Genomic DNA, 20,279 nt, shown 5'->3' with positions numbered 1-20,279 from the left:
CGCTCCACCGTGCCGAGCCCGAAATTGTTTTGCGTCCTGACGTGACCCCCCACCACCATGGCCTGCATGACGTATGGAAAGGAGGCCCAGCGACTCCACGGTGAGCGCTGATGGCCGCACACGAGGCGTCCCGGACGCCGTCCCGACAGCCCCAGACCCCGCCGGCGCCCCTGACGCCCGCCTGGCTGAGGGCCCACTTCGATCCCCTGCCGTTCCCGGCACGCATGAGCGCCCTGGCGCGCTACGCCCGCACCCTCACCCCGCACGCGTACACAACCCTGCACCACGCCCTCGACACGGGTGACTCCGACGACCGGCACACCGCCCTGTTCCTCGCGGTCGTGCGGCGCGACCTGCAACGGGTGACAGTGGCCCTGGACGACCCACTGCTCGGCCGCCGCGCACGGTCGGCGGCCATCCGGCTGCCCGTCCCCGAACACGCCCTGGAACGCCTGGCGCTGAGCGACATCAGAGCCACGCGTCACGACACCTACCGACTCCTCAGGCTGAGTCGCCGCCACGCGCTCGCCGCCAGACTCCTGCCCCTCGTCCACGAACGCCACGGCCCCCGGGAAGCGGCCGCACTCCTGCCCGCATGCCCCGCCGACACCGTGACCGCCTGGCTGCCGCGCGTCGAGCCGACGTCCGGCACCCTCAACTCCCTGGCCCGCTCGGCACCGCACGCGCTGGCCGCACACCTCGCGGCCGAACACGAACAGTGCCCGCGACCCGATGCGTACGGCTTCGTCCGCAGACACCGTGCCGTGGCGTCCGTCGCCGCACGCCGCGATCCGGACGCGGCACTCGTCCTGCTGGAACGAGCCCCCGACCTGCTCACCCCGTACGCAGTCCTCGCGGCGCTCCACCGGCCCGCCGAAGCACTGGCCGTCCTGCGCACCCCGCACCCCGACCCCGACGGCCCCCGCCGAGAACGCCGGGTCCCCGCCGGACCGCTGCCGCCGTCCCTGCGGCGGACCCTGCGCGCCCTGCCCGAGCCCGACCTCGTGGACCTCGCGCGGCACTGCGCCGCCGCAGGGGGCCGGGTACCCGGCCCCGGCCGCCACGAAGTGACCCCCGACGGGCTGCTGAGCCTCCTCCCACCCGCCGACCGGCGACGCATCGTCGAGAAGAACACGACCGGCCGCGGGCGGCTGCGCGGCGCACCGGTGTCCACACTGGCCGCACTCGAGCCGTCCGACCGGGCGGCCCTGATCGCGCCCTGGCTGGAGGCGAACCGACGCAGTCCGTGGTCCACGGCCCGGCTGGCGTCGGCTCTTCCCCTCGCCGACGGCGAACCGTTGCTGAGGCGGCTCGCCGACGACCACCGCGCACACCTCCGAGCCCTGGCCTGGCCCGCTCTCCTGGCCTGCGCCGAACTCGAAGGCGACCCGGACCGGTTCGCCCGGATCGCCGCCGACTGCGAGCGGGCCTGGCACGACCGGGACGAAGTGCGCGGCGTGACGCTCGGACAACTCGCCGGCGCGGCATCCCACCTGCTGGCCGCACTGCCCGACAGCGTGCTGCGCGACGCCGTCCTCACCGCGCTCCAGTCACGCGACTCGACGACCGGCACGCTCGGCGCCACCGAGCTGCTCCTGCGCCGCGTCATCGAGCGAGCCGCCGCGACCGGCGACCGGGAACGCGCGGCGTACGCCCTCGGACTGCTCGGCGAGCTCGTCGCCGCCCCGCGGCACACGCCCGTGCCGACCGCCCTGGACGTCGACGAGGCCACGGCTCACGCCATCTGGGAGGTGACGTCCGCGGCGGCACAGCACCGGCCCGAGGTGACCACGGCACTCGCCGAGCTCCTCGGCCCCCATCTGGCCGTGCTGCCGGACCTCGACGCCGCGGCGCGACGCGTCGCCGTCGAGCACGACGACCCGCACCTCGCGGCCCGGGCCGCGGCGGCCTGGGTACGGCCCCCGCTGCTGCGCGAACAGCGCTGCGCCGAACTGATCGCCCTGGACGCCACCTTTGCCACGGTGCCCGTCGTCCTGCGGACCGTCACCACCCGGCGGACCGACCTGCTCGACCCCCTCCTCGACGCCGCGCGCGACGCCTTCACAGGGCGCCTGCGCCCCCGCGCCACCGCGTGGACGCCGAAGGTGCGCCCAGGGGTGACCGGCCGGTGGCTCCCGCGTCAGCGGGCCTCATGGGGTGAACACCACGCGCGCGTGGCCGTGGACGAGGACGCCTCGCTGCACACCCGTACCGACGCGACGCAGCTTGTGAGCGACCCCGTACGACTGGAGGCGCTGGCGCAGGAGGCACCGCAGCCCGTGGCGGCGGCGGCGCTCGCGGCTCTTGGGGAGGCCGCGCCACGAGAGGGTGGGGGATCGGGGGCCGCAGCGCACCGGGCGGCCGTACGCGACCTGCTGCTGAGGCACGCGGGGACCGGTGGCGTCCGGGGCCGTGCCGCCATGGCGGCGATCCGCCGACTGCTGGAACAACTGCCCGACGGCGAGGCCGTGGCCCTCCTGGCACCGGTGGCATCCGCCGCCGACGCTCCGGTGGGTACGCGCAAGGAAGCCGCCCGCGCCCTGGCCGCCCTCCCGGGCGATGACGCCTTCGAGGCTCTCCTCGCCGCATGGGACGCACCACGTCAACATGCCGATGTGCGGGCCGTGCTGGCGCGTGCGCTCTTTCACGCGATCGACCGGCCCGGGGTGGCGGGGCGTCTCCTGCGCTTCGCGCACGAACCCGCCGTGCGTGAGGCGGTCGTGCAGGCGCGGGTGTGTCCCGTGTCCGACTCCCGGCGTAAGCCCCGCACGGAGTTCCTCGTGCGGCTCGTCGAGGAGGGCGACGCGGACACCGTCGTCGCCGCCTGCCAGGCCCTCCCGGCCTGGCTGGTGCCCGACGCGAGCGACGCGATCGGCGCACTCGTCGGCGTCGTGGTGGCCCCGGCGAGCCCCCGCAGGGTGTGGGAGGCGGCGGCGTGTCAGCTGGGCCAGCTCCCGGCGGGGCCGGTCGTCGAGGCCATCGTCCGGGGCGCCTTCGCGGTCTTGGGCGAGCGTGCGCGCGCGGGGGACCCACAGGTGCGGATCGACGCGCTGCGGCGGCTGCACGGGTGCGCGGAGGTCGTGCACCCCAGTGTCGGAGGCGGGGCGGGGCTGCCCGTCCTTGACATACTGGCCGACACCCTCGACGCCGTCGGACTGCACGCCGATGCCGCGTCCCTCAGCTGGGGCCTGGCCGTGGACTCCGTACGCCGTGGACAGTACGCGGAACAGCGGTGGGAACGACTCGTGCGGCTGAGCGAGGCGGGGCCGGGACGGCTGCCGGGGCCCCTCCACATGTCCCTGGACCTCGACCGAGCACGCGTGCGTGCCGCCGCACTCGCCACGGCACGCACCCTGCGGGCCCGTGGAACCGCTGTGTCCGGTCTGCTCGCGCTCACTCTCGTGCGCGCCGGAGGACAGGCGGCGGCCTGGGACGAGCCGTGGCGGGCCGAGCTGATGTCCCTGCGCGCCCACACCGACCCGGACACCGCCATGGGGGCGCTCCTCGTCGACGCGGACACGTGACGGTCGCCGGGGCGTTCCTGCGCCGGGCGTGGACTCGGCAACCGAGGCGCGCCCGGCGGCCCGCGTGCCTTCGGGGGCCCGGACGCGCGCAGGGTGCGCGACGCGCTCGGAAACCGGGTGCGTGCCCGCGCCGGGCGCGCACCCGGCGCCGAGGCGGGCCCGAGACGGGCGAGCGCCTCAGCTGGGCCGCACGGCCATCTTGTCGAGCGCCTCCAACAGGCCCGGCAGCTCCGGCCCCCGGCCCACCGGCAGTACTTCGCCCGGCTCCTCGTCGAGCAGCACGAACGCGATGTCGTCGGTGCGGGCCACGAGCGACCAGCCGGGGCCGTCCGCACGCAGGGTGCGCGCGTCCCCCGACGCGAAGGCCGACCGGACGCGCCCCAGGGGAGGCGGAGTGTCCACGTAGGCGCGCGCCTCCGCGAGAACGCGACGGACACCGCTGTGGCCCTTCGGCGCGCCTTCCTCGCCTTCCTCGCCCTCCGGCGGGCCGTCCGAGGTCGCCGACGGATCCTTCGTGGGCGCGAAGGCGTCGTCGTCGATCTGCTCCCGCCACGCCGCCCACTGGAGAGCAATCTCGTCCGCGCCCAGGCGTCGCTGCGCCGGACCCCAGATGGTGGTGTCGGGCGGAGCCAGCGCAGGGCCCTCGTCGGCCTCGGTGTCGGGGTCGTGCGGCGCCGGGACGCCGGGGGCCGCGACGGCGACTGCCAGCGGCCAGCCCGGCAGGCCGGCGACGACCGACCGCTCGTCGGGTGAGAGGTCGTACTCCATGCCGCAGTCCCAGGACGCGATGGCTACGGCCACCAGCGACACGTCGTCGACGACGACGGTCCACCGCGCGCCGTCCCCGTCCTGGCCCAACACCAGGCCGTAACCGTCGGCAAGCGGTGGGAGCCCGAGCGCTGCGCAGGCCTCCGGGTAGTCGTCGCCCAGCACACTCGGGAACTTCGCCGGCGTCAACAGCACCGCCGTGAGCACATAGAGCGCATCGTCCTCGGCGGCGACGGCATCCTCGTCCGTCCCGGCCATCCCAGCCTCCCCATGGGTTTGTCCAACGGCGCGCACCCTAGTGGGACCAGAAGGCGCTTGTCACGACTGCCCAGCACACCGGAGCTGCAGTTTTCCACCTGGACGGGGCGAATCGACCACCGCACGCCCGGATGATCAGGCGGCAGGCAGTCCGAGAAGGGCACGGGCCACGGCCTGCGGCGACTCGTCGCGTTCCCGTGCGAGCGCGATCACCGCGCGGCACGCCAGTTCGTTGACCCCGAAGGACAGCGCCTCCGGCGACACCCAGCCCGCCGCCTCGTCGATCCTTTCCTGGTCGTCCTCCACGCAGGCCGAGACGTACGCGGCGGCGGCCTCGAAGAGGTTGGGCGTGCGCCCCTTCTCGGTGCGCCGCTCACCGCCGGAGTCCGCTCCCGTCCGTGCGGTGTCCTCCGCGCGCGTACCGCCCCGGAACCGGGCACAGGCCTTGCGAACCCTGTCGAACACGCCGACCACCTTCCCCCTGTGTGATTGCCATACTGATCGTTACTGATCGCTCAAATACTGCCACCCAACGTAGAGTTGGGGCTCCGGCGGCAGAAGGGGGAGGGTGCGGTGCAGCGCTTCGATCGGCTCGCGCAGATCCGGCGGATGGACCCGTACGAGGACGCCTCCGAGATCTACCGGCTCACGTCGGCGTACGAGTTCCCCTGGGACTTCACCCGTGCCCTGGAGCTGGCCCTGTACCGCACGTACGCCGTGCCCGGCATCGGCCGGCTGCTCGCCGAGACGGCGGAGCTCACGGACCGCACCCAGAAGCGCTACGACGACACTTCGCTGCTCCTCGACGCCGTCGTCGAGCACGGCTTCGACAGCCCGCAGGGGCACACGGCCGTCCGCCGCATCAACCAGATGCACCGCAGCTACGACATCGGCAACGACGACATGCGGTACGTCCTGTCGACGTTCGTGGTGATGCCCAAGCGGTGGATCGACGCCTACGGCTGGCGCAGGATGTCGCGCCACGAGATCGTCGCCTCCACCGTCCACTACCGCACGCTGGGGCGGCACATGGGCATCAAGGACATCCCCCGGTCCTACGAGGAGTTCGAGGCCCTGCTCGACGCCTACGAGGAGGCACACTTCGGGTGGGACGAGGGTGCGCGCCGCGTCTCGGACGCCACGCTGGACCTGATGGCTTCTTGGTACCCGCGCCCGCTCGCACCCGTCTTGCGCGCCTCGACGCTCGCCCTGCTCGACGAACCGCTCCTGAGGGCCTTCCGGTACCAGCAGCCCGGTACCGCCACCCGTGCGTTCGTGCGCCGCGCGGTGCGCCTGCGCGGACGTGCCGTCCGGCTGCTGCCGCCGCGCCGCGCACCCCACTACGCGCGACAGAACTGGGAGATCAAGGGCTACCCGGACGGCTACCGGCTGGAGGAGCTCGGCACCCGTCCGGTGCCGGGCGTCCGGGGCTGCCCCGTGCGGCACGTGGGCGGGTCAGCCGCCCAGTGAGGCGAGCGTGTCCCGCAGCCAGGTGAGTTCGGCGCGGGACGTGGCACGCGCGATGGTGAGGACGCCGCGCCTGAAGGGGTCGTCCAGCTCCTCGGCGCGCAGCGGCCGGTCGCCTTCGTAGAAGAAGCTCGCCGGTTCCTCCAGGAAGGCCAGCCTGCGCCGCAGCACGACCGACTGGGCGGCGGGGTCCTCCAGATGCCGGAGGAAGGCGAGCACCGTGAACCAGCGGTTCTCGTCGGAGATGTCGCGCTGCACGGGGTCGGCGAGCCGGCGGCGCAGCTCCTCCCTGCCGTCGTCGGTGAGCGTCAGCGTGTGACGGGGGGCCGCCACGGCGCCGGGTTCGGTCGCGCGTGCCAGGAGGCCCGCCTTCTCCAGCCGCTTGATCGCGGGATACAGCGTGCTCTCGGCGACGGGACGCACGTGCCCCGTCAGCGCCGTGATGCGTTTGCGCAACTCGTAGCCGTGCAGAGGGGCGTCGTACAGGAATCCGAGGATGGCGAGCTCCAGCATGCCCGCATTCTCTCCCACGCGCGCTGTACATCGTCTACGCGATACTACGGTTTCTCTATACATCGTTCTCGATGTATCTTCCTGGAGTGCCGTGCACGACGGCGACGCCATGAGGGAGGACGCGATGAAGCAGGCCGAGTTCGACGACAGGGGAAGCTGCATCCGCTGGACGGAGGCACCGGGAGTGGAACCCGCGCGCGTGTACGTGCACGGACTGGGGGCGGCGTCCGGCGTGTACCACGCGCACATAGCGGCGCGCCCCGAACTCGCGGGCCGGCGCAGCCTGTTCGTCGACCTCCCCGGGCACGGCATCAGTGACCGGCCCGCCCACTACGGGTACACGCTGGAGGACCACGCCGACGCCCTGGCGGCCGCCCTGGACACGGCGGGCGTGACGGGTGCCGAGCTGATCGCGCACAGCATGGGCGGCTCCGTGGCCGTCGTGCTCGCCCACCGCCGGCCCGAACTGGTCTCCCGGCTGGTCCTCACCGAGGCCAACCTCGACGCCTTCCCGCCGCCGACCGCGGGAAGCAGTGGCATCGCCTCGTACGAGGAGGACGCCTTCGTCGCGGGTGAGCACGCGCGCGTGCTGGAGAAGGTCGGTCCGGTGTGGGCGGCCACCATGCGTCTCGCCGACCCGCGCGCCCTGCACCGCAGCGCCGTCGGGCTGAGGTGCGGATCGGACCCGACCATGCGTGACATCCTCGAAGGGCTGCCCATCGAGCGCGTCTACCTGCAGGGCGCGTTCAGCGGGGAACTCGCCGGCCGGGAGGCCCTGGAGGCGGCGGGCGTGCGCGTGGTGACCGTGCCGGGCGCGGGGCACAACGTCATGTTCGACAACCCCGACGCCTTCGTGGCGGCGGTCGCCGGACAGGTGTGAGGGGTGGTCAGGCCTCCCGTACGGCCAGGGCCAGGAACCGCGTGTCCTGGTCGACGTACGACGTCATCCGCCACCCGGAACCGGCCAGCAGCGGACGGAGACGGGGTTCCGCGCGCAGGTCGTCGGGGGTGATCTGTCGGCCCTGGCGTGCCGCGAGTGCCGCCCTGCCGATCGGGTGGAACAGCGCCAGCTTGCCGCCGGGCCGTACCACGCGTGCCAACTCCCGCAGGTTCTCCGCCGGACTGGGCAGGTGCGCGATGAGACCTGCCGCGAACACCGCGTCGAGCGACTGTGAGCGCAGCGGCAGCGCGGCCACGTCGGCGAGCACCAGGTGCCCGTCCCGGCCCCGTCCGGCCCGTACGGCCGCCTCCAGCATGGCCGGGGTCAGATCGGCCCCGACGACCACTCCCGAGGGCCCCACGGCCGCACGCAGCGGCGGCAGCGCGCGCCCGGTGCCGCAGCCCGCGTCGAGCACGCGGTCGCCCTCACGCAGGGCCAGCTCGGCGACCGCGGCCTCGTAGGCGGGGCCGTCGTCGGGGAAACGGCTGTCCCAGTGGGCGGCGCGGGCGGTGAAGAACTCCTGGACGTGTGTGTGGTCGTCGCTCATGTTCCGCATGATCCCTCACCGGCACGGAGGATGTCCCTGCGCGCATGTTCGAGCGGGACGCGATCGTTCCGGCGCATTTCTGCGTCACATTCCAGCACCTTTCGAAACGCGCCCCCTCTGCGCTCCCGTGCCCCCTAGCGTCCCTGGGCCATGGGACACCTGGACCACGCCGCCTTCGGCTGGCTGACCCCCGTGCTGTCGTACGTGATGGCCTGCATCGGCGCCGCGCTCGGACTGCGCTGCACCGTCCGCGCGCTCGGTGCCACCGGCAGGTCACGCCGCAACTGGCTGGTCACCGCCGCCTCGGCCATCGGCACCGGCATCTGGACCATGCACTTCATGGCGATGCTCGGCTTCGGTGTCAGCGGCACCGACATCCGCTACGACGTACCGCTGACCGTGCTCAGCCTCCTCGTCGCCATGATCGTCGTCTGCGCCGGCGTCTTCGCCGTCGGCTACAGCCGTGACCGCACCCGCGCGCTCCTGCTCGGTGGGCTCACCACCGGACTCGGGGTCGCGAGCATGCACTACCTCGGCATGGCCGCGGTGCGGCTGCACGGCGACGTGACCTACGACCCGGTGCTCGTCGGACTCTCCGTCCTGATCGCCGTCGTCGCGGCGACCGCGGCCCTGTGGGCGGCGCTCAACATCAAGTCGCCCCTCGCGGTCACCCTCGCCTCCCTCGTCATGGGGGCGGCGGTGAGCAGCATGCACTACACCGCGATGTTCGCGGTGAGCGTGCGCGTCACGCCCTCCGGCGAGGTCCTGCCCGGGGCCACGGCGATGCAGTTCATCTTCCCCCTCGCCGTCGGCCTCGGGTCCTACCTCTTCCTGACCTCCGCCTTCGTCGCGCTGTCACCCACCTCCGGGGAACGAGAGGCATCCGCCTCGGCCCAGCGGCCCGTCGAGCGCGTCGCCGGCTAGCGGCGGGCGCGGACCACGACGGGCCGCACGACAGGCACCCACATCGACAGGCACCGCACCACGACGGGCCGCACGGCACGCCCGAACCACATCCGAGCGAGGAGGCCATGCGCACACCCCGAAGGACCCCCACAGCAGGCGCCGAGACGCCGCCCCCCGTACGCGGCCGCCGCGCGCACGCCGGACCGCCCGCCGACGAGAGGCCGGACGAGCAGGTGGACACCGCGGCGAACGACGCGCCCCCGCGCGCGGGGCGATGGCGGATACGCCCACGCACCGTCCGGGCCAAGATCGTCTGCCTGCTGATGGTGCCCGTCGTCTCCCTCCTCGCCCTGTGGGCGTACGCCACCGTCAGCACCGCCCAGGACGTCTCCCGGCTGCGCCAGTTGCAACGTGTGGACTCCCAGGTCCGGGCCCCCGTCGCCGCAGCGGTCGCCGCGCTCCAGGCCGAGCGGGCCGCCGCCGTCGACCACGCGACCGCTCCCACGACCGGCCGGCGCGACGCATACAAGGAGCTTTCCGAGCGCACCGACCTGGCGGTCGCGAAGCTGCGCCTCGGCGACGACAGCACCGTCGCCGACGGCCAGGAGCTGCCCGCCGGGGTGGCCCAGCGCCTCGAGACGTTCGTCGCCGGCGCCGAAAAACTGCGCTCCCTGCGGAGGGCGGTGCTCGACGGCCGCACCGGCTGGGACGAGACGTACGGGCGCTACACGACGAGCATCTCGGCGGCCTTCGCGGTGGGCGGCGCGCTCTCCGGCATCCAGGACGCCGAACTGGGCTCCGACGCGCGCGTACTGCTCGAGTTCTCCCGCGCGGGAGAGGCGCTGGCCCAGGAGGACGTCGTGCTCTCCGGCGCGCGGATCGCCGGCCGCCTCGACGGCGAACGGCTTCGCCTGTTCACCGGCGCGGTCGACACGCGCCGCGTCCTCACAAAGTCCGCCGTCGCGGACCTGCGAGGTCCCGAACGCGCCGCCTGGCAGAACCTCGCCGACACCGGCGCCTACGCCGCACTGGCCGCAGCCGAGGACAAGGTGCTCGCAGGCAGGCCGGGTGCACACGCGATCGCCGCGGTACCCGAGGCGGGCTGGGACAAGGCACACACGCGCGTGCAGGACGGAATGCGGACCATCGAGGGCGACGCCGGACACGGTGTCGCGCGCCGGGCCGACCCCTTCACCCGAGGTCTGCTCACCCCGGCCGGCGCCGCGGTCCTGTTCGGTCTCGCCGCCGTCGCCGCGTCGCTCGTCATCTCCGTGCGCGTCGGACGCGGCCTCGTCGTCGAACTGGTCAGCCTGCGCAACAGCGCCCTGGAGATCGCCCGGCGCAAACTCCCCGAGGCCATGCGGAAACTGCGTGCCGGCGAGGAGATCGACGTCAGGGCCGAGGCCCCGCCCGGACCGCCCGCAGAGGACGAGACCGGACAGGTCGCCGAGGCCCTCGGCACCGTGCACCGCGCCGCGCTGCGCGCCGCCGTGGAACGCGCCGAACTGGCCGGCGGCATCTCCGGCGTCTTCGTCAACCTCGCCCGGCGCAGCCAGGTCCTCGTCCACCGCCAACTGAGCCTCCTCGACAGCATGGAACGCCGCTCCGAGGACCCCGACGAACTCAGCGACCTCTTCCGCCTCGACCACCTCACCACTCGCATGCGGCGCCACGCCGAGAGCCTGATCATCCTGTCCGGAGCTGCGCCCGGCCGGGCCTGGCGCATGCCGGTCTCCCTCACCGACGTGGTCCGCGCGGCGGTGTCCGAGGTCGAGGACTACGCGCGTGTGGAGGTACGGCAACTCCCCGAAGCCGCCGTCATCGGCACGGCCGTCGCCGACCTCACCCATCTCCTCGCCGAGATCGTCGAGAACGCCGCCCAGTTCTCGCCCCCGCACACGCGTGTGCGCGTCACCGGCGAGCCCGTCGGCAACGGCTACGCCGTCGAGGTGGAGGACCGGGGCCTCGGAATGGGCCAGGAGACGCTCGCCGAGGCCAACCGCCGCATCGAACAGTCCGAGGCCCTCGACCTGTTCGACAGCGACCGGCTCGGCCTCTTCGTGGTCAGCAGGCTCGCGGCCCGCCACGGCATCAAGGTCCACCTGCGGACCTCGCCCTACGGCGGTACCACCGCGGTCGTCCTGTTGCCCACGGTGCTGCTGCACAGCGGCGCGACGCAGCGCGCGCCCCGCCAGGCGACCGACCCTCAGACGGTCCACGCGGAACGCGAGTACGCGCGCGTGCCCGGCGCCGCACCGCGCCAGGAGGCCATGTCCGCGACCGCCGACCGGCCCGCCCTGGTCGCCCCCGTCCGGGCCGTCGCGGAGACCACGAGCGAAACCCCACCCCCCGGAGTCACCACCTTGCGCCTGCACCGCCCCCCGGACGACTCCGAGGGATCCGACGACCTCCCGCGCCGGGTGCGCCAGGCCAGCCTCGCCCCCCAACTGCGCGAGCCGCGCCCCGCGGAACCGGCCCCCGTACCGGGCCCGGCGCACGACGACCAACGCACCCCAGAACTCGTACGGGACCGCATGGCGGCCTACCGCGACGGCTGGGCGCGCGGCGGAGGCAGGCAACCGGGCCGCGCTGCCATACCGGGCAGCGACAGCAGCGAAGGAGACCCCGCATGATCCAGGACCCGAGCATGAGGGCAGCCCAGCGGTCCGGCGAACTCGACTGGCTGCTGGACGACCTGGTGATGCGTGTCAGCGAGGTACGGCACGCGGTGGTGCTGTCCAACGACGGCCTCGCCGTGGGCGCCTCGACCGGCCTCAGGCGCGAGGACGCCGAACACCTGGCCGCGGTCGCCTCCGGCTTCCACAGCCTCGCCAAGGGCGCGGGACGGCACTTCGGCGCCGGCGGCGTGCGCCAGACCATGGTCGAGATGGACGACGGCTTCCTGTTCGTGGCCGCCGCGGGCGACGGCTCCTGCCTCGCCGTCCTCACCGCCGTGATCGCCGACATAGGCCTGGTGGCGTACGAGATGGCACGGCTGGTCAAGCGCGTCGGAGAGCACCTCTACACGCCGACGCGCGTCGGCGCGCGGCCACCCGCCGCAGGATGACGGGAGAGGGCGGTCCGCACCGATGACCGAGGACATGACGGGCGCCCCGCGCGAGCCGGGCAGCCAGTGGTACGACAACGAGGCCGGCCCCCTGGTCCGCCCGTACGCCATGACGGGCGGCCGCACCAAGCCCGGTCCCACCGGGGTGCGCTTCGACCTGATCGCCCTCGTCACCCTGGACCCGGCGGCACCCGACGTCGACGACGACCTCGCGCTCGGGCCGGAACACCGGGCCCTGATCGGCCTGTGCCGCACCGAGACGCAGTCCGTCGCCGAACTCGCCGCGGGCGCCGACCTCCCCGTGGGCGTCGTCCGGGTGCTCCTCGGTGACCTCCTGGAACTCGGCCGCGTCACCGTCAGCCGCCCAGTGCCCCCCGCCCAACTGCCCGACGAACGGATCCTGCGCGAGGTGATCGAGGGACTGCGGGCCCTCTGACCGAGGGACTGTGAGCCCTCCGGACGAACCTCGCGCACCTGTTGCCGGCACTCCCGAGAGAAGTGATCGATGATCTCCGAGCACTCCGACGCCACGGCTGACGAGACGGCCCCCCTGGCGTTGAAGATCCTGGTCGCCGGCGGGTTCGGCGTGGGCAAGACCACCCTGGTGGGCGCGGTCAGCGAGATCCGACCGCTGCGCACCGAGGAACTGCTGAGTCAGGCCGGCCAGTTGGTCGACGACACCGACGGCGTGGACCAGAAGGTCACCACGACCGTCGCCATGGACTTCGGGCGCATCACCATCCGCTCCGGCCTCTCCCTCTACCTGTTCGGCACGCCCGGCCAGGACCGCTTCTGGTTCCTGTGGGACGAACTGTCCCAGGGAGCCCTCGGCGCCGTGGTCCTCGCGGACACCCGGCGCCTGGAGGACTGCTTCCCGGCCGTGGACTACTTCGAGCACCGGCGCATCCCGTTCGTGGTCGCCGTCAACTGTTTCTCGGGTGCCCGGACGTACGGCTCCCAAGAGGTCTGCCGAGCCCTCGACCTCGACCGGGGAACACCGGTCGTGCTCTGCGACGCCCGCGACCGCGACTCGGGGAAGGAGGTTCTGATCCGGCTCGTCGAGTACGCCGGCCGCATGCACACCGCCCGGCTGCTCGACTCGGTCGGCTGACCGTCCGGCGAACCTGTGCCGGCCGACGCGGACGACCGCCGTTCCTCATCGGTCATCTTCTCTGCCATGTACCCGTCCTCCTTGCCCGGCGGCCGGTCGTGGGGAAGGCTGGCGAAGAGATCCTCCGGCCAGGGGGAGACATCACACGGGGAGATTTTCGGATCATGGCGCAGAACCAGGGACTGGGCTGGTTGCTGGACGACCTGACCGAGCGGGTCGAACACGTACGGCACGCACTGGTCCTGTCCAACGACGGGCTGGTGACGGGGGCAAGCACGGGGCTGAGGCGCGAGGACGCGGAACATCTCGCCGCCGTCTCGTCCGGACTGCACAGCCTCGCCAAGGGCTCGGGACGGCACTTCGGAGCCGGCAGGGTCCGCCAGACGATGGTCGAGTTCGACGACGCGGTGCTCTTCGTCACCGCGGCGGGCACCGGCAGTTGTCTGTGCGTGCTCAGCGGCGCGGAGGCCGACATCGGTCAGATCGGTTACGAGATGACGCTGCTCGTCAACAGGGTCGGCGAGCACCTCGCCGTGGACGCCAGGCAGCCCGAACGGACTCCGACAGTGGACATGTGACCTGGGGTTTTTCTCACCCCCGTGGAGTTATCCACAGGCTCGCCACGAAAAGCGCCGGATTGGCTACGGTTTTTTCACGGCGAACGCACTCGGCGCGAGCCACCCACTCCACGGGGGAGACCGACCATGTCCGGCGACACGCTCACCACACCGCAGGACCTGTCCCGCACACCCAGCCGCGCGGCACGGGAACTGGGCCTCAAGCGCAGCGAGTTCGACCTCGCCGTGCACCTCGGACGCATCCGGACCGTACCCGACGAAGGAGGCGGCGGACGCCGTCACGTCCCGCATGCCGAGATCGAGCGGCTGCGCTCGGCGAAGGGCTTTCCCGAAGCGCTCCGCGAAAGCGTCAGGGCCGTGGGCACCACGGAGGGCGCGGCCGTCATGGAGGTGACGCCCGCCAGGTTCACCCGCCTGGCGCGGCTCGGTCTCGTGATCCCGGTCAAGTTCTACCTGAACCGCTACCGCACCGTCGTCTGGCTCTATCTCGCCGAGGAACTGGAGCAGTTCACCCGCGGCGGGGGGAACGACCAACTGCTGAGCGGCCGCACCCCCGAGAGGATGCGGGACCAGCTGGCGGCGGGTGTGGACCTGCGGCCCCGGACCTGGCGGGGGCGATACCTGGGCTTCCTGCTGCGGCAGACCAGCGACCCCTGGGAGCGTGTCGGCGCCGTGGCCGCCCTGCTCGACCCCCTGCAGATCGCGGAGATCGTCCAGGACCCCTACGAGCGCGCCTACCTGAACCGGTTCCGGCCGGGGCCGCCCGCTCACGGCGCTCCCGGTTCGCCCGCCGCGCACCTCGTCGAGAGGATCATGACGGCGGACGACCCGGACGAGATCAGCTGGCTGAGGGCCGACCTGGAGCAGGCCCTGGACCAGGCACGCGCCCACCGGCCCGCCCCACGCCCCGGCCCCAGGACGACCCCACCGACCAGGTCGGCCCCGCCACTCCCGGCGAAGGAACCGAAGCCGTCCGAGGAGCCCCAGCGCCGACGCGGCCTGCTGGGCCGGCTGCGCCGCAGAAGCTCGTGAGCCACCTCATGCGCTACAACGCCCGGAACAACCCCTCCTGGACGACGGACACCAACAGGCGTCCCTGAAGGTCGTAGATCCGCCCACGGGCCAGGCCCCGGCCACCGGTGGCGATCGGCGACTCCTGGTCGTACAGGAACCACTCGTCCGCGCGGAACGGGCGGTGGAACCACATCGCGTGGTCCAGCGACGCCATGTCGAAGTTCCGCGGCCCCCACAGCGGCTCGACCGGGAGGCGGACGGCGTCCAGGAGGGTCATGTCGCTGGCGTAGGTCAACGCGCAGGTGTGCACGAGCGGGTCGTCGCCGAGCGGCCCGACCGCACGCATCCACACGGCACTGCGCGGCTCGGCGTCCTTGACGTCCTCGGCACTCCAGCGCAGCCGGTCCGCGTACCGGATGTCGAAGGGCTGACGGCGCGCCATCCGCTCCAACTGTTCGGGCAGCGCGCCCAGATGCTGCCGGACCTCTTCCGTGACCGTCGGCAGGGACTCCGGGTCCGGCACCTCGCGGGCCGGCGGCAGCTGGTGCTCGAAGGACCCTTCCTCAGGCTTGTGAAAGGAGGCGGTGAGATTGAAGATCGTGCGGCCCTGCTGCACGGCGGTGACCCGGCGGGTCGTGAACGACCGGCCGTCGCGGACCCGCTCGACCTGGTACACGATCGGCACGCCCGGCCGCCCCGGGCGCAGGAAGTACGCGTGCAGCGAGTGCACCGGACGCTCACCGTCCGTGGTACGGCCCGCGGCGACCAGAGCCTGGCCGGCGACCTGGCCGCCGAAGACCCGCTGCAGGGACTCCTGCGGGCTGCGGCCACGGAAGATGTTGACCTCGATCTGCTCCAGGTCGAGCAGGTCGACCAGCCTCTCCGCCGGATTCGTCATGACTGGTTTTCTCCTTGGCTCACAGCTGGCCGACATCGGTGACACGGACGACGGCGCGGCCCTCCGCGTCGGAGGCGGCGAGGTCGACCTCGGCGCTGATGCCCCAGTCGTGATCGTCGTTCGGGTCGTCGAAGATCTGCCGGACGCGCCACAGGCGGTTCTGCGGCTCCTCCTCGATCACCAGCAGCTTGGGGCCGCGCGCGTCGGGGCCGGTGCCCAGGTCGTCGTACTCGTCCCAGTACTTGTCCATCGCCTCGCCCCAGGCATCGGCGTCCCAGCCGGACTCGGCGTCCAGTTCGCCCAGTTCCCCGACCTGGTCGAGAGCGGCGAGCTCGACGCGGCGGAACATGGCGTTGCGGACGAGGACCCGGAACGCGCGCGCGTTGCTGGTGACCGGCTTGACCTGGTCGGCCTTGTCCTGCGCCTCCTCGGCGGTCATCTCCTCCGGGTTGGCGAGCTGCTCCCACTCGTCCAACAGGCTCGAGTCGACCTGGCGCACCATCTCGCCCAGCCACTCGATCAGGTCCTGGAGATCCTCGGACTTGAGGTCGTCCGGGACGGTGTGGTCGAGGGCCTTGTAGGCGCTCGCGAGGTAGCGCAGCACGATGCCCTCGGTGCGCGCCAGCTCGTAGTGGGACACCAACTCCGTGAAGGACATCGCCCGTTCGTACATGTCGCGGATGACGGACTTCGGCGACAGGGGGTGGTCGCCGACCCAGGGGTGGCTCTTGCGGTACGTGTTGTACGCGTGGAAGAGCAACTCCTCCAGCGGCTTGGGGTAGGTGACGTCCTGGAGGCGCTCCATGCGGTCCTCGTACTCGACGCCGTCCGCCTTCATCGCGGCCACGGCCTCGCCGCGCGCCTTGTTCTGCTGCGCGGCGAGGATCTGCCGGGGGTCGTCCAGGGTGGACTCCACGACCGACACCATGTCCAGCGCGTACGACGGCGACTCCGGGTCCAGCAGTTCGAACGCGGCCAGCGCGAACGTGGACAGCGGCTGGTTCAGCGCGAAGTCCTGCTGGAGGTCCACCGTCAGGCGGACGACACGGCCCGTGGTGTCCGGCTCGTCGAGCTTCTCGACGATGCCGCCGTCCAGCAGCGAGCGGTAGATCGCGATCGCGCGACGGATGTGCCGAAGCTGCTGCTTGCGGGGTTCGTGGTTGTCCTCCAGGAGGCGCCGCATCGCCTCGAAGGCATTGCCGGGCCGGGCGATCACCGACAGCAGCATCGTGTGTGTCACCCGGAAACGCGACGTCAGCGGCTCAGGATCGGAGGTGATGAGCTTGTCGAAGGTGCCGTCCGACCAGCCGACGAAGCCCTCCGGCGCTTTCTTGCGGACGACCTTGCGGCGCTTCTTCGGGTCGTCGCCCGCCTTCGAGAGAGCCTTCTCGTTCTCGATGACGTGCTCCGGCGCCTGCGCGACGACGAAGCCCGCCGTGTCGAAGCCCGCACGCCCGGCACGGCCGGCGATCTGGTGGAACTCACGGGCCCGCAGCGTGCGCACACGGTTGCCGTCGTACTTGGTCAGGGCCGTGAACAGCACCGTGCGGATGGGGACGTTGACACCGACGCCGAGCGTGTCCGTGCCGCAGATGACCTTCAGCAGACCGGCCTGCGCGAGCTTCTCCACCAGACGCCGGTACTTCGGCAGCATGCCGGCGTGATGGACACCGATGCCGTGCCGTACGTAACGGGAGAGGTTGCGCCCGAACTTGGTGGTGAAGCGGAAGTTGCCGATCAGCTCGGCGATCTGCTCCTTCTCCTCGCGCGAGCACATGTTGATGCTCATCAGCGCCTGCGCCCGCTCCACGGCCTGCGCCTGCGTGAAGTGCACGATGTAGACGGGTGCCTGCTTCGTCTGCAGCAGGTCCGTCAGCGTCTCCGTGAGCGGGGTGCGCTGGTACTCGTACGACAGCGGGACGGGGCGGGTCGCCGAGCGGACCACCGCGGTCGGGCGGCCGGTGCGCCGGGTGAGGTCCTTCTCGAACATCGACATGTCGCCGAGCGTGGCCGACATGAGGATGAACTGAGCCTGGGGCAGTTCCAGGATCGGGATCTGCCAGGCCCAGCCGCGGTCCGCCTCCGCGTAGAAGTGGAACTCGTCCATGACGACCTGGCCGACGTCCGCGTCCTTGCCGTCGCGCAGCGCGATGGAGGCCAGCACCTCGGCGGTGCAGCAGATGACGGGCGCGTCGGAGTTCACGGACGCGTCGCCGGTGAGCATGCCGACGTTCTCGGTGCCGAAGATCTTGCACAGTTCGAAGAACTTCTCCGACACCAGCGCCTTGATCGGAGCCGTGTAGAAGGTGACCTCGTCACGGGCGAGCGCTGCGAAGTGGGCGCCCGCCGCGATCATGCTCTTGCCGGAGCCGGTGGGAGTCGACACGATCACGTTCGCACCGGACACCACCTCGATCAGCGCCTCCTCCTGGTGGGGGTAGAGCGTGAGACCCCGCTCCTGCGCCCACGACTCGAAGGCTTCGTAGAGGGCGTCGGGGTCGGCGGTCGGCGGCAGCTGATCGATGAGGGTCACGAACCCATCTTGCCTGCCCGCCCCCTCGATGGGGGAATCGGCTGCCGGCTCGAAGATCACGGCAGCTACGCTGTGTCGCCGACGGAGCGTCATCGCACCCGGTCAACTGGACAGCGGCGCACGAGGAATGGGACGGGCAACGGTCATGATGGGACCAGCACACTCACTGTCGGGCGCCGCGGCCTGGCTGGGCGTCGGGGCGGCGGCGGCCGCGGCCGGACACACGATGCCCTGGCCGGTCCTGCTGTCCGGTGCGCTGATCTGCGCCGGCGCGGCGCTCGCCCCGGATCTCGACCACAAGGCCGCCACCATCTCCCGCTCCTTCGGTCCCCTCTCGCGGTGGCTGTGCGAGATCGTCGACAAGCTCTCGTACGCCGTCTACAAGGCGACCAGGAAGCAGGGCGACCCGCGCCGCTCCGGCGGGCACCGCACCCTCACCCACACCTGGGTGTGGGCGGTCCTGATCGGCGGGGGCGCCTCGGTGGCGGCGATCACCGGCGGCCGGTGGGCGGTGCTGGCGATCCTCTTCGTGCACATGGTGCTGGCCATCGAGGGTCTGCTGTGGCGGGCGACGCGCGGCTCCAGCGCCGACGTCCTGGTCTGGCTGCTGGCCGCGACCAGTTCCTGGATCGTCGCCGGTGTGCTGGACAAGCCGGGCAACGGCTCGGACTGGTTGTTCGCGGCGCCGGGCCAGGAGTACCTGTGGCTGGGGCTGCCGATCGTGCTGGGCGCCCTGGTGCACGACATCGGGGACGCGCTGACCGTGTCCGGCTGCCCGATCCTGTGGCCGATCCCCGTGGGCCGCAAGCGCTGGTACCCGATCGGTCCGCCGAAGCCGATGCGGTTCCGGGCCGGCAGCTGGGTCGAGCTGAAGGTGCTGATGCCGGTGTTCATGCTGCTCGGGGGAGTGGGCGGCGCGGCCGCGCTCAACTTCATCTGAGGGGCACCGCCGGCCGTGTTCATCCGACGAGCGCAGTCAGCCGTGGTGGCTCCGCAGGCCGTGGCGACTCCGCAGGCCGTGGTGACGGCTCAGCCGGCTCCGCCCTCGCCGTAGCGCCGCTCGAAGCGGGCGATGCGGCCCTCCGTGTCCACCGTGCGGGCCTTGCCGGTGTAGAACGGGTGGCTCTCCGAGGAGATCTCCACGTCCACGACCGGGTAGGTCTCGCCGTCGTCCCACTCGATGGTCTGGTCGCTGCTCGCGGTGGACCGGGTCAGGAAGGCGTAGCCGGCCGCGCGGTCGCGGAAGACGACGGGCTGGTAGCCGGGGTGCTTGTCCTGCTGCATGAGCGCTCCTCGTGCGGTGGGGGCAGGGGCGGCGGGCCCGGGACGGCGGGATCAGCCGGACAGGGCCTCCTCGTCGTCGACGATGTGCACGGCGGCCTCCTCGGCGGAGGCGGCGCCGCCGTCGATGCCCACGTCGGTCGCGACCAGCGCGGCCTCATCGTCCTCGTGCGCGCCCTCGTCGGGGGCCACGAGCCGGCCGGAGCGGGCGGCGCCGACCTCGTTGTCCAGCGGTTCGCCGTCGGTGCCGTCGATGTCGCCGATGCCGTCGCCGTCGGGCGCGGCGAGGTCCGGCAGCTCCTCGGCGAGCCGTTGGTCGAGGGTCTCGCCCTGGCGGCGCTCCGCCGCCGTCACACCGGTGTGCTCCACGGCCCAGGGCCTCTCCGGAGGGGACCAGCCACGGTCGAGCGGGTCGTCCACGCCGTCGTTCTCCAGCGTGTCCTCCGCGTCCAGCAGCCCCGCGTCGTCCTGAACCTCGGACGCGTCGGGCTGGTACACGTCGTCTCCCCATCCGTCGGCGCTGTTCACGGGTACCTCCAGGGAGTGGGGACGGGCCCGTGCCGGCCGCGGTCTGCGCCGGACCGCCGCGGCACGGGACACCGGGTGCGCGCGACGCGAACCGATAAACTCCGGGACGCTTCCCGAGCGGGTGCCGCTTTCCAGCGTTCCACTCCGGATCGGCACCGCGCAACGGCAGACGGTGAGGAACGAGAGGGGACCGCTGCCACCTGGGGGTCGGGGCGGAGGCAGCCGGGCCCGGCGGCGGATGGGCGCCGTCCGTCGCGGTGCCGGGCAGGCAGCGCACGGGTGCCGTCCGCCGTGGTGTGTGGCAGCGCACGGCGGCTGTCCGTCGCCGGACCCGGCAGCGCACGGC

The 20,279-nt window shown here is 72.4% G+C and carries 19 protein-coding genes; 11 read left to right on the top strand and 8 right to left on the bottom strand.

Translation table 11 applies throughout. The features are described from left to right. Positions 1-110: 110 nt before the first annotated feature. Complete coding sequence (locus tag ACFYWX_RS19940; RefSeq protein ID WP_389425366.1) at positions 111-3,524, top strand: hypothetical protein; 3,414 nt, start codon at positions 111-113, stop codon at positions 3,522-3,524. Positions 3,525-3,701: 177 nt separating this feature from the next. On the opposite strand, the gene ACFYWX_RS19935 is transcribed toward ACFYWX_RS19940, so the two are convergent. Then, a complete protein-coding gene (locus tag ACFYWX_RS19935; protein ID WP_389425365.1) occupies positions 3,702-4,550 on the bottom strand; it encodes a hypothetical protein in 849 nt (282 codons plus the stop codon). Positions 4,551-4,685: 135 nt separating this feature from the next. Next, complete coding sequence (locus tag ACFYWX_RS19930; RefSeq protein WP_389425364.1) at positions 4,686-5,015, bottom strand: hypothetical protein; 330 nt, start codon at positions 5,013-5,015, stop codon at positions 4,686-4,688. A gap of 108 nt (positions 5,016-5,123) precedes the next feature. Here ACFYWX_RS19930 and ACFYWX_RS19925 point away from each other — a divergent pair, with 108 nt between their 5' ends. Further along, the gene (locus ACFYWX_RS19925) at positions 5,124-6,020 is read left to right on the top strand and encodes an oxygenase MpaB family protein (RefSeq protein WP_389425363.1); all 897 of its coding nucleotides are present in this window, start codon (positions 5,124-5,126) and stop codon (positions 6,018-6,020) included. On the opposite strand, the gene ACFYWX_RS19920 is transcribed toward ACFYWX_RS19925, so the two are convergent. Next, entirely contained in the window at positions 6,006-6,530 is a 525-nt protein-coding gene (locus ACFYWX_RS19920; protein WP_389425362.1) for a PadR family transcriptional regulator, read from the bottom strand. The genes ACFYWX_RS19925 and ACFYWX_RS19920 overlap by 15 nt on opposite strands. Before the next feature lie 124 nt (positions 6,531-6,654). Here ACFYWX_RS19920 and ACFYWX_RS19915 point away from each other — a divergent pair, with 124 nt between their 5' ends. Continuing rightward, positions 6,655-7,410, top strand: coding sequence for an alpha/beta fold hydrolase (locus tag ACFYWX_RS19915; RefSeq protein ID WP_389425361.1), 756 nt, complete (start codon positions 6,655-6,657; stop codon positions 7,408-7,410). A gap of 7 nt (positions 7,411-7,417) precedes the next feature. Here the strand turns inward: ACFYWX_RS19915 and ACFYWX_RS19910 are convergent, their stop codons facing one another. Further along, positions 7,418-8,017, bottom strand: a complete 600-nt coding sequence (locus ACFYWX_RS19910; protein ID WP_389425360.1) for a class I SAM-dependent methyltransferase — start codon at positions 8,015-8,017, stop codon at positions 7,418-7,420. Between the two features lie 150 nt (positions 8,018-8,167). On the opposite strand from ACFYWX_RS19910, the gene ACFYWX_RS19905 reads away from it, so the two are divergent. From ACFYWX_RS19905 to ACFYWX_RS19875, 7 genes are all read left to right on the top strand, one after another. After that, on the top strand, positions 8,168-8,941 hold the full coding sequence (locus ACFYWX_RS19905; RefSeq protein ID WP_389425359.1) for an MHYT domain-containing protein: 774 nt from the start codon (positions 8,168-8,170) through the stop codon (positions 8,939-8,941). A gap of 107 nt (positions 8,942-9,048) precedes the next feature. After that, complete coding sequence (locus tag ACFYWX_RS19900; RefSeq protein ID WP_389425358.1) at positions 9,049-11,556, top strand: nitrate- and nitrite sensing domain-containing protein; 2,508 nt, start codon at positions 9,049-9,051, stop codon at positions 11,554-11,556. Next, positions 11,553-11,990, top strand: coding sequence for a roadblock/LC7 domain-containing protein (locus ACFYWX_RS19895; protein WP_389425357.1), 438 nt, complete (start codon positions 11,553-11,555; stop codon positions 11,988-11,990). Before ACFYWX_RS19900 ends, ACFYWX_RS19895 begins: the two co-directional genes overlap by 4 nt. 22 nt (positions 11,991-12,012) lie before the next feature. Next, positions 12,013-12,426, top strand: coding sequence for a DUF742 domain-containing protein (locus tag ACFYWX_RS19890; RefSeq protein WP_389425356.1), 414 nt, complete (start codon positions 12,013-12,015; stop codon positions 12,424-12,426). Positions 12,427-12,495: 69 nt separating this feature from the next. Further along, positions 12,496-13,101 carry an ATP/GTP-binding protein gene (locus tag ACFYWX_RS19885; protein WP_389425355.1) on the top strand — a complete coding sequence of 202 codons (606 nt, stop codon included), beginning with the start codon at positions 12,496-12,498 and terminating at the stop codon, positions 13,099-13,101. A gap of 164 nt (positions 13,102-13,265) precedes the next feature. Then, positions 13,266-13,679, top strand: a complete 414-nt coding sequence (locus tag ACFYWX_RS19880) for a roadblock/LC7 domain-containing protein (protein ID WP_133932453.1) — start codon at positions 13,266-13,268, stop codon at positions 13,677-13,679. Positions 13,680-13,805: 126 nt separating this feature from the next. Beyond that, the gene (locus tag ACFYWX_RS19875; protein ID WP_389425354.1) at positions 13,806-14,711 is read left to right on the top strand and encodes a DUF6397 family protein; all 906 of its coding nucleotides are present in this window, start codon (positions 13,806-13,808) and stop codon (positions 14,709-14,711) included. Positions 14,712-14,724: 13 nt separating this feature from the next. Here the strand turns inward: ACFYWX_RS19875 and ACFYWX_RS19870 are convergent, their stop codons facing one another. Together ACFYWX_RS19870 and ACFYWX_RS19865 are read right to left on the bottom strand one after the other, a co-directional pair. Further along, a complete protein-coding gene (locus tag ACFYWX_RS19870) occupies positions 14,725-15,591 on the bottom strand; it encodes an acyl-CoA thioesterase (protein WP_389425353.1) in 867 nt (288 codons plus the stop codon). A 19-nt stretch (positions 15,592-15,610) separates the two neighbouring features. Then, complete coding sequence (locus ACFYWX_RS19865; protein WP_389425352.1) at positions 15,611-18,124, bottom strand: DEAD/DEAH box helicase; 2,514 nt, start codon at positions 18,122-18,124, stop codon at positions 15,611-15,613. Positions 18,125-18,269: 145 nt separating this feature from the next. Here ACFYWX_RS19865 and ACFYWX_RS19860 point away from each other — a divergent pair, with 145 nt between their 5' ends. After that, the gene (locus ACFYWX_RS19860; protein ID WP_389425351.1) at positions 18,270-19,064 is read left to right on the top strand and encodes a metal-dependent hydrolase; all 795 of its coding nucleotides are present in this window, start codon (positions 18,270-18,272) and stop codon (positions 19,062-19,064) included. Positions 19,065-19,153: 89 nt separating this feature from the next. Here ACFYWX_RS19860 and ACFYWX_RS19855 read toward each other — a convergent pair whose 3' ends face one another. Both ACFYWX_RS19855 and ACFYWX_RS19850 read right to left on the bottom strand, forming a co-directional pair. Next, positions 19,154-19,408, bottom strand: coding sequence for a type B 50S ribosomal protein L31 (locus ACFYWX_RS19855; RefSeq protein ID WP_389425350.1), 255 nt, complete (start codon positions 19,406-19,408; stop codon positions 19,154-19,156). A gap of 51 nt (positions 19,409-19,459) precedes the next feature. Next, complete coding sequence (locus ACFYWX_RS19850; RefSeq protein ID WP_389425349.1) at positions 19,460-19,933, bottom strand: DUF5709 domain-containing protein; 474 nt, start codon at positions 19,931-19,933, stop codon at positions 19,460-19,462. Positions 19,934-20,279: the final 346 nt, after the last annotated feature.

The sequence above is a fragment of the Streptomyces sp. NPDC002888 genome, assembly GCF_042888465.1.
GTDB lineage: Bacteria > Actinomycetota > Actinomycetes > Streptomycetales > Streptomycetaceae > Streptomyces.
This window is presented reverse-complemented; position numbering and strand designations above follow the sequence as displayed.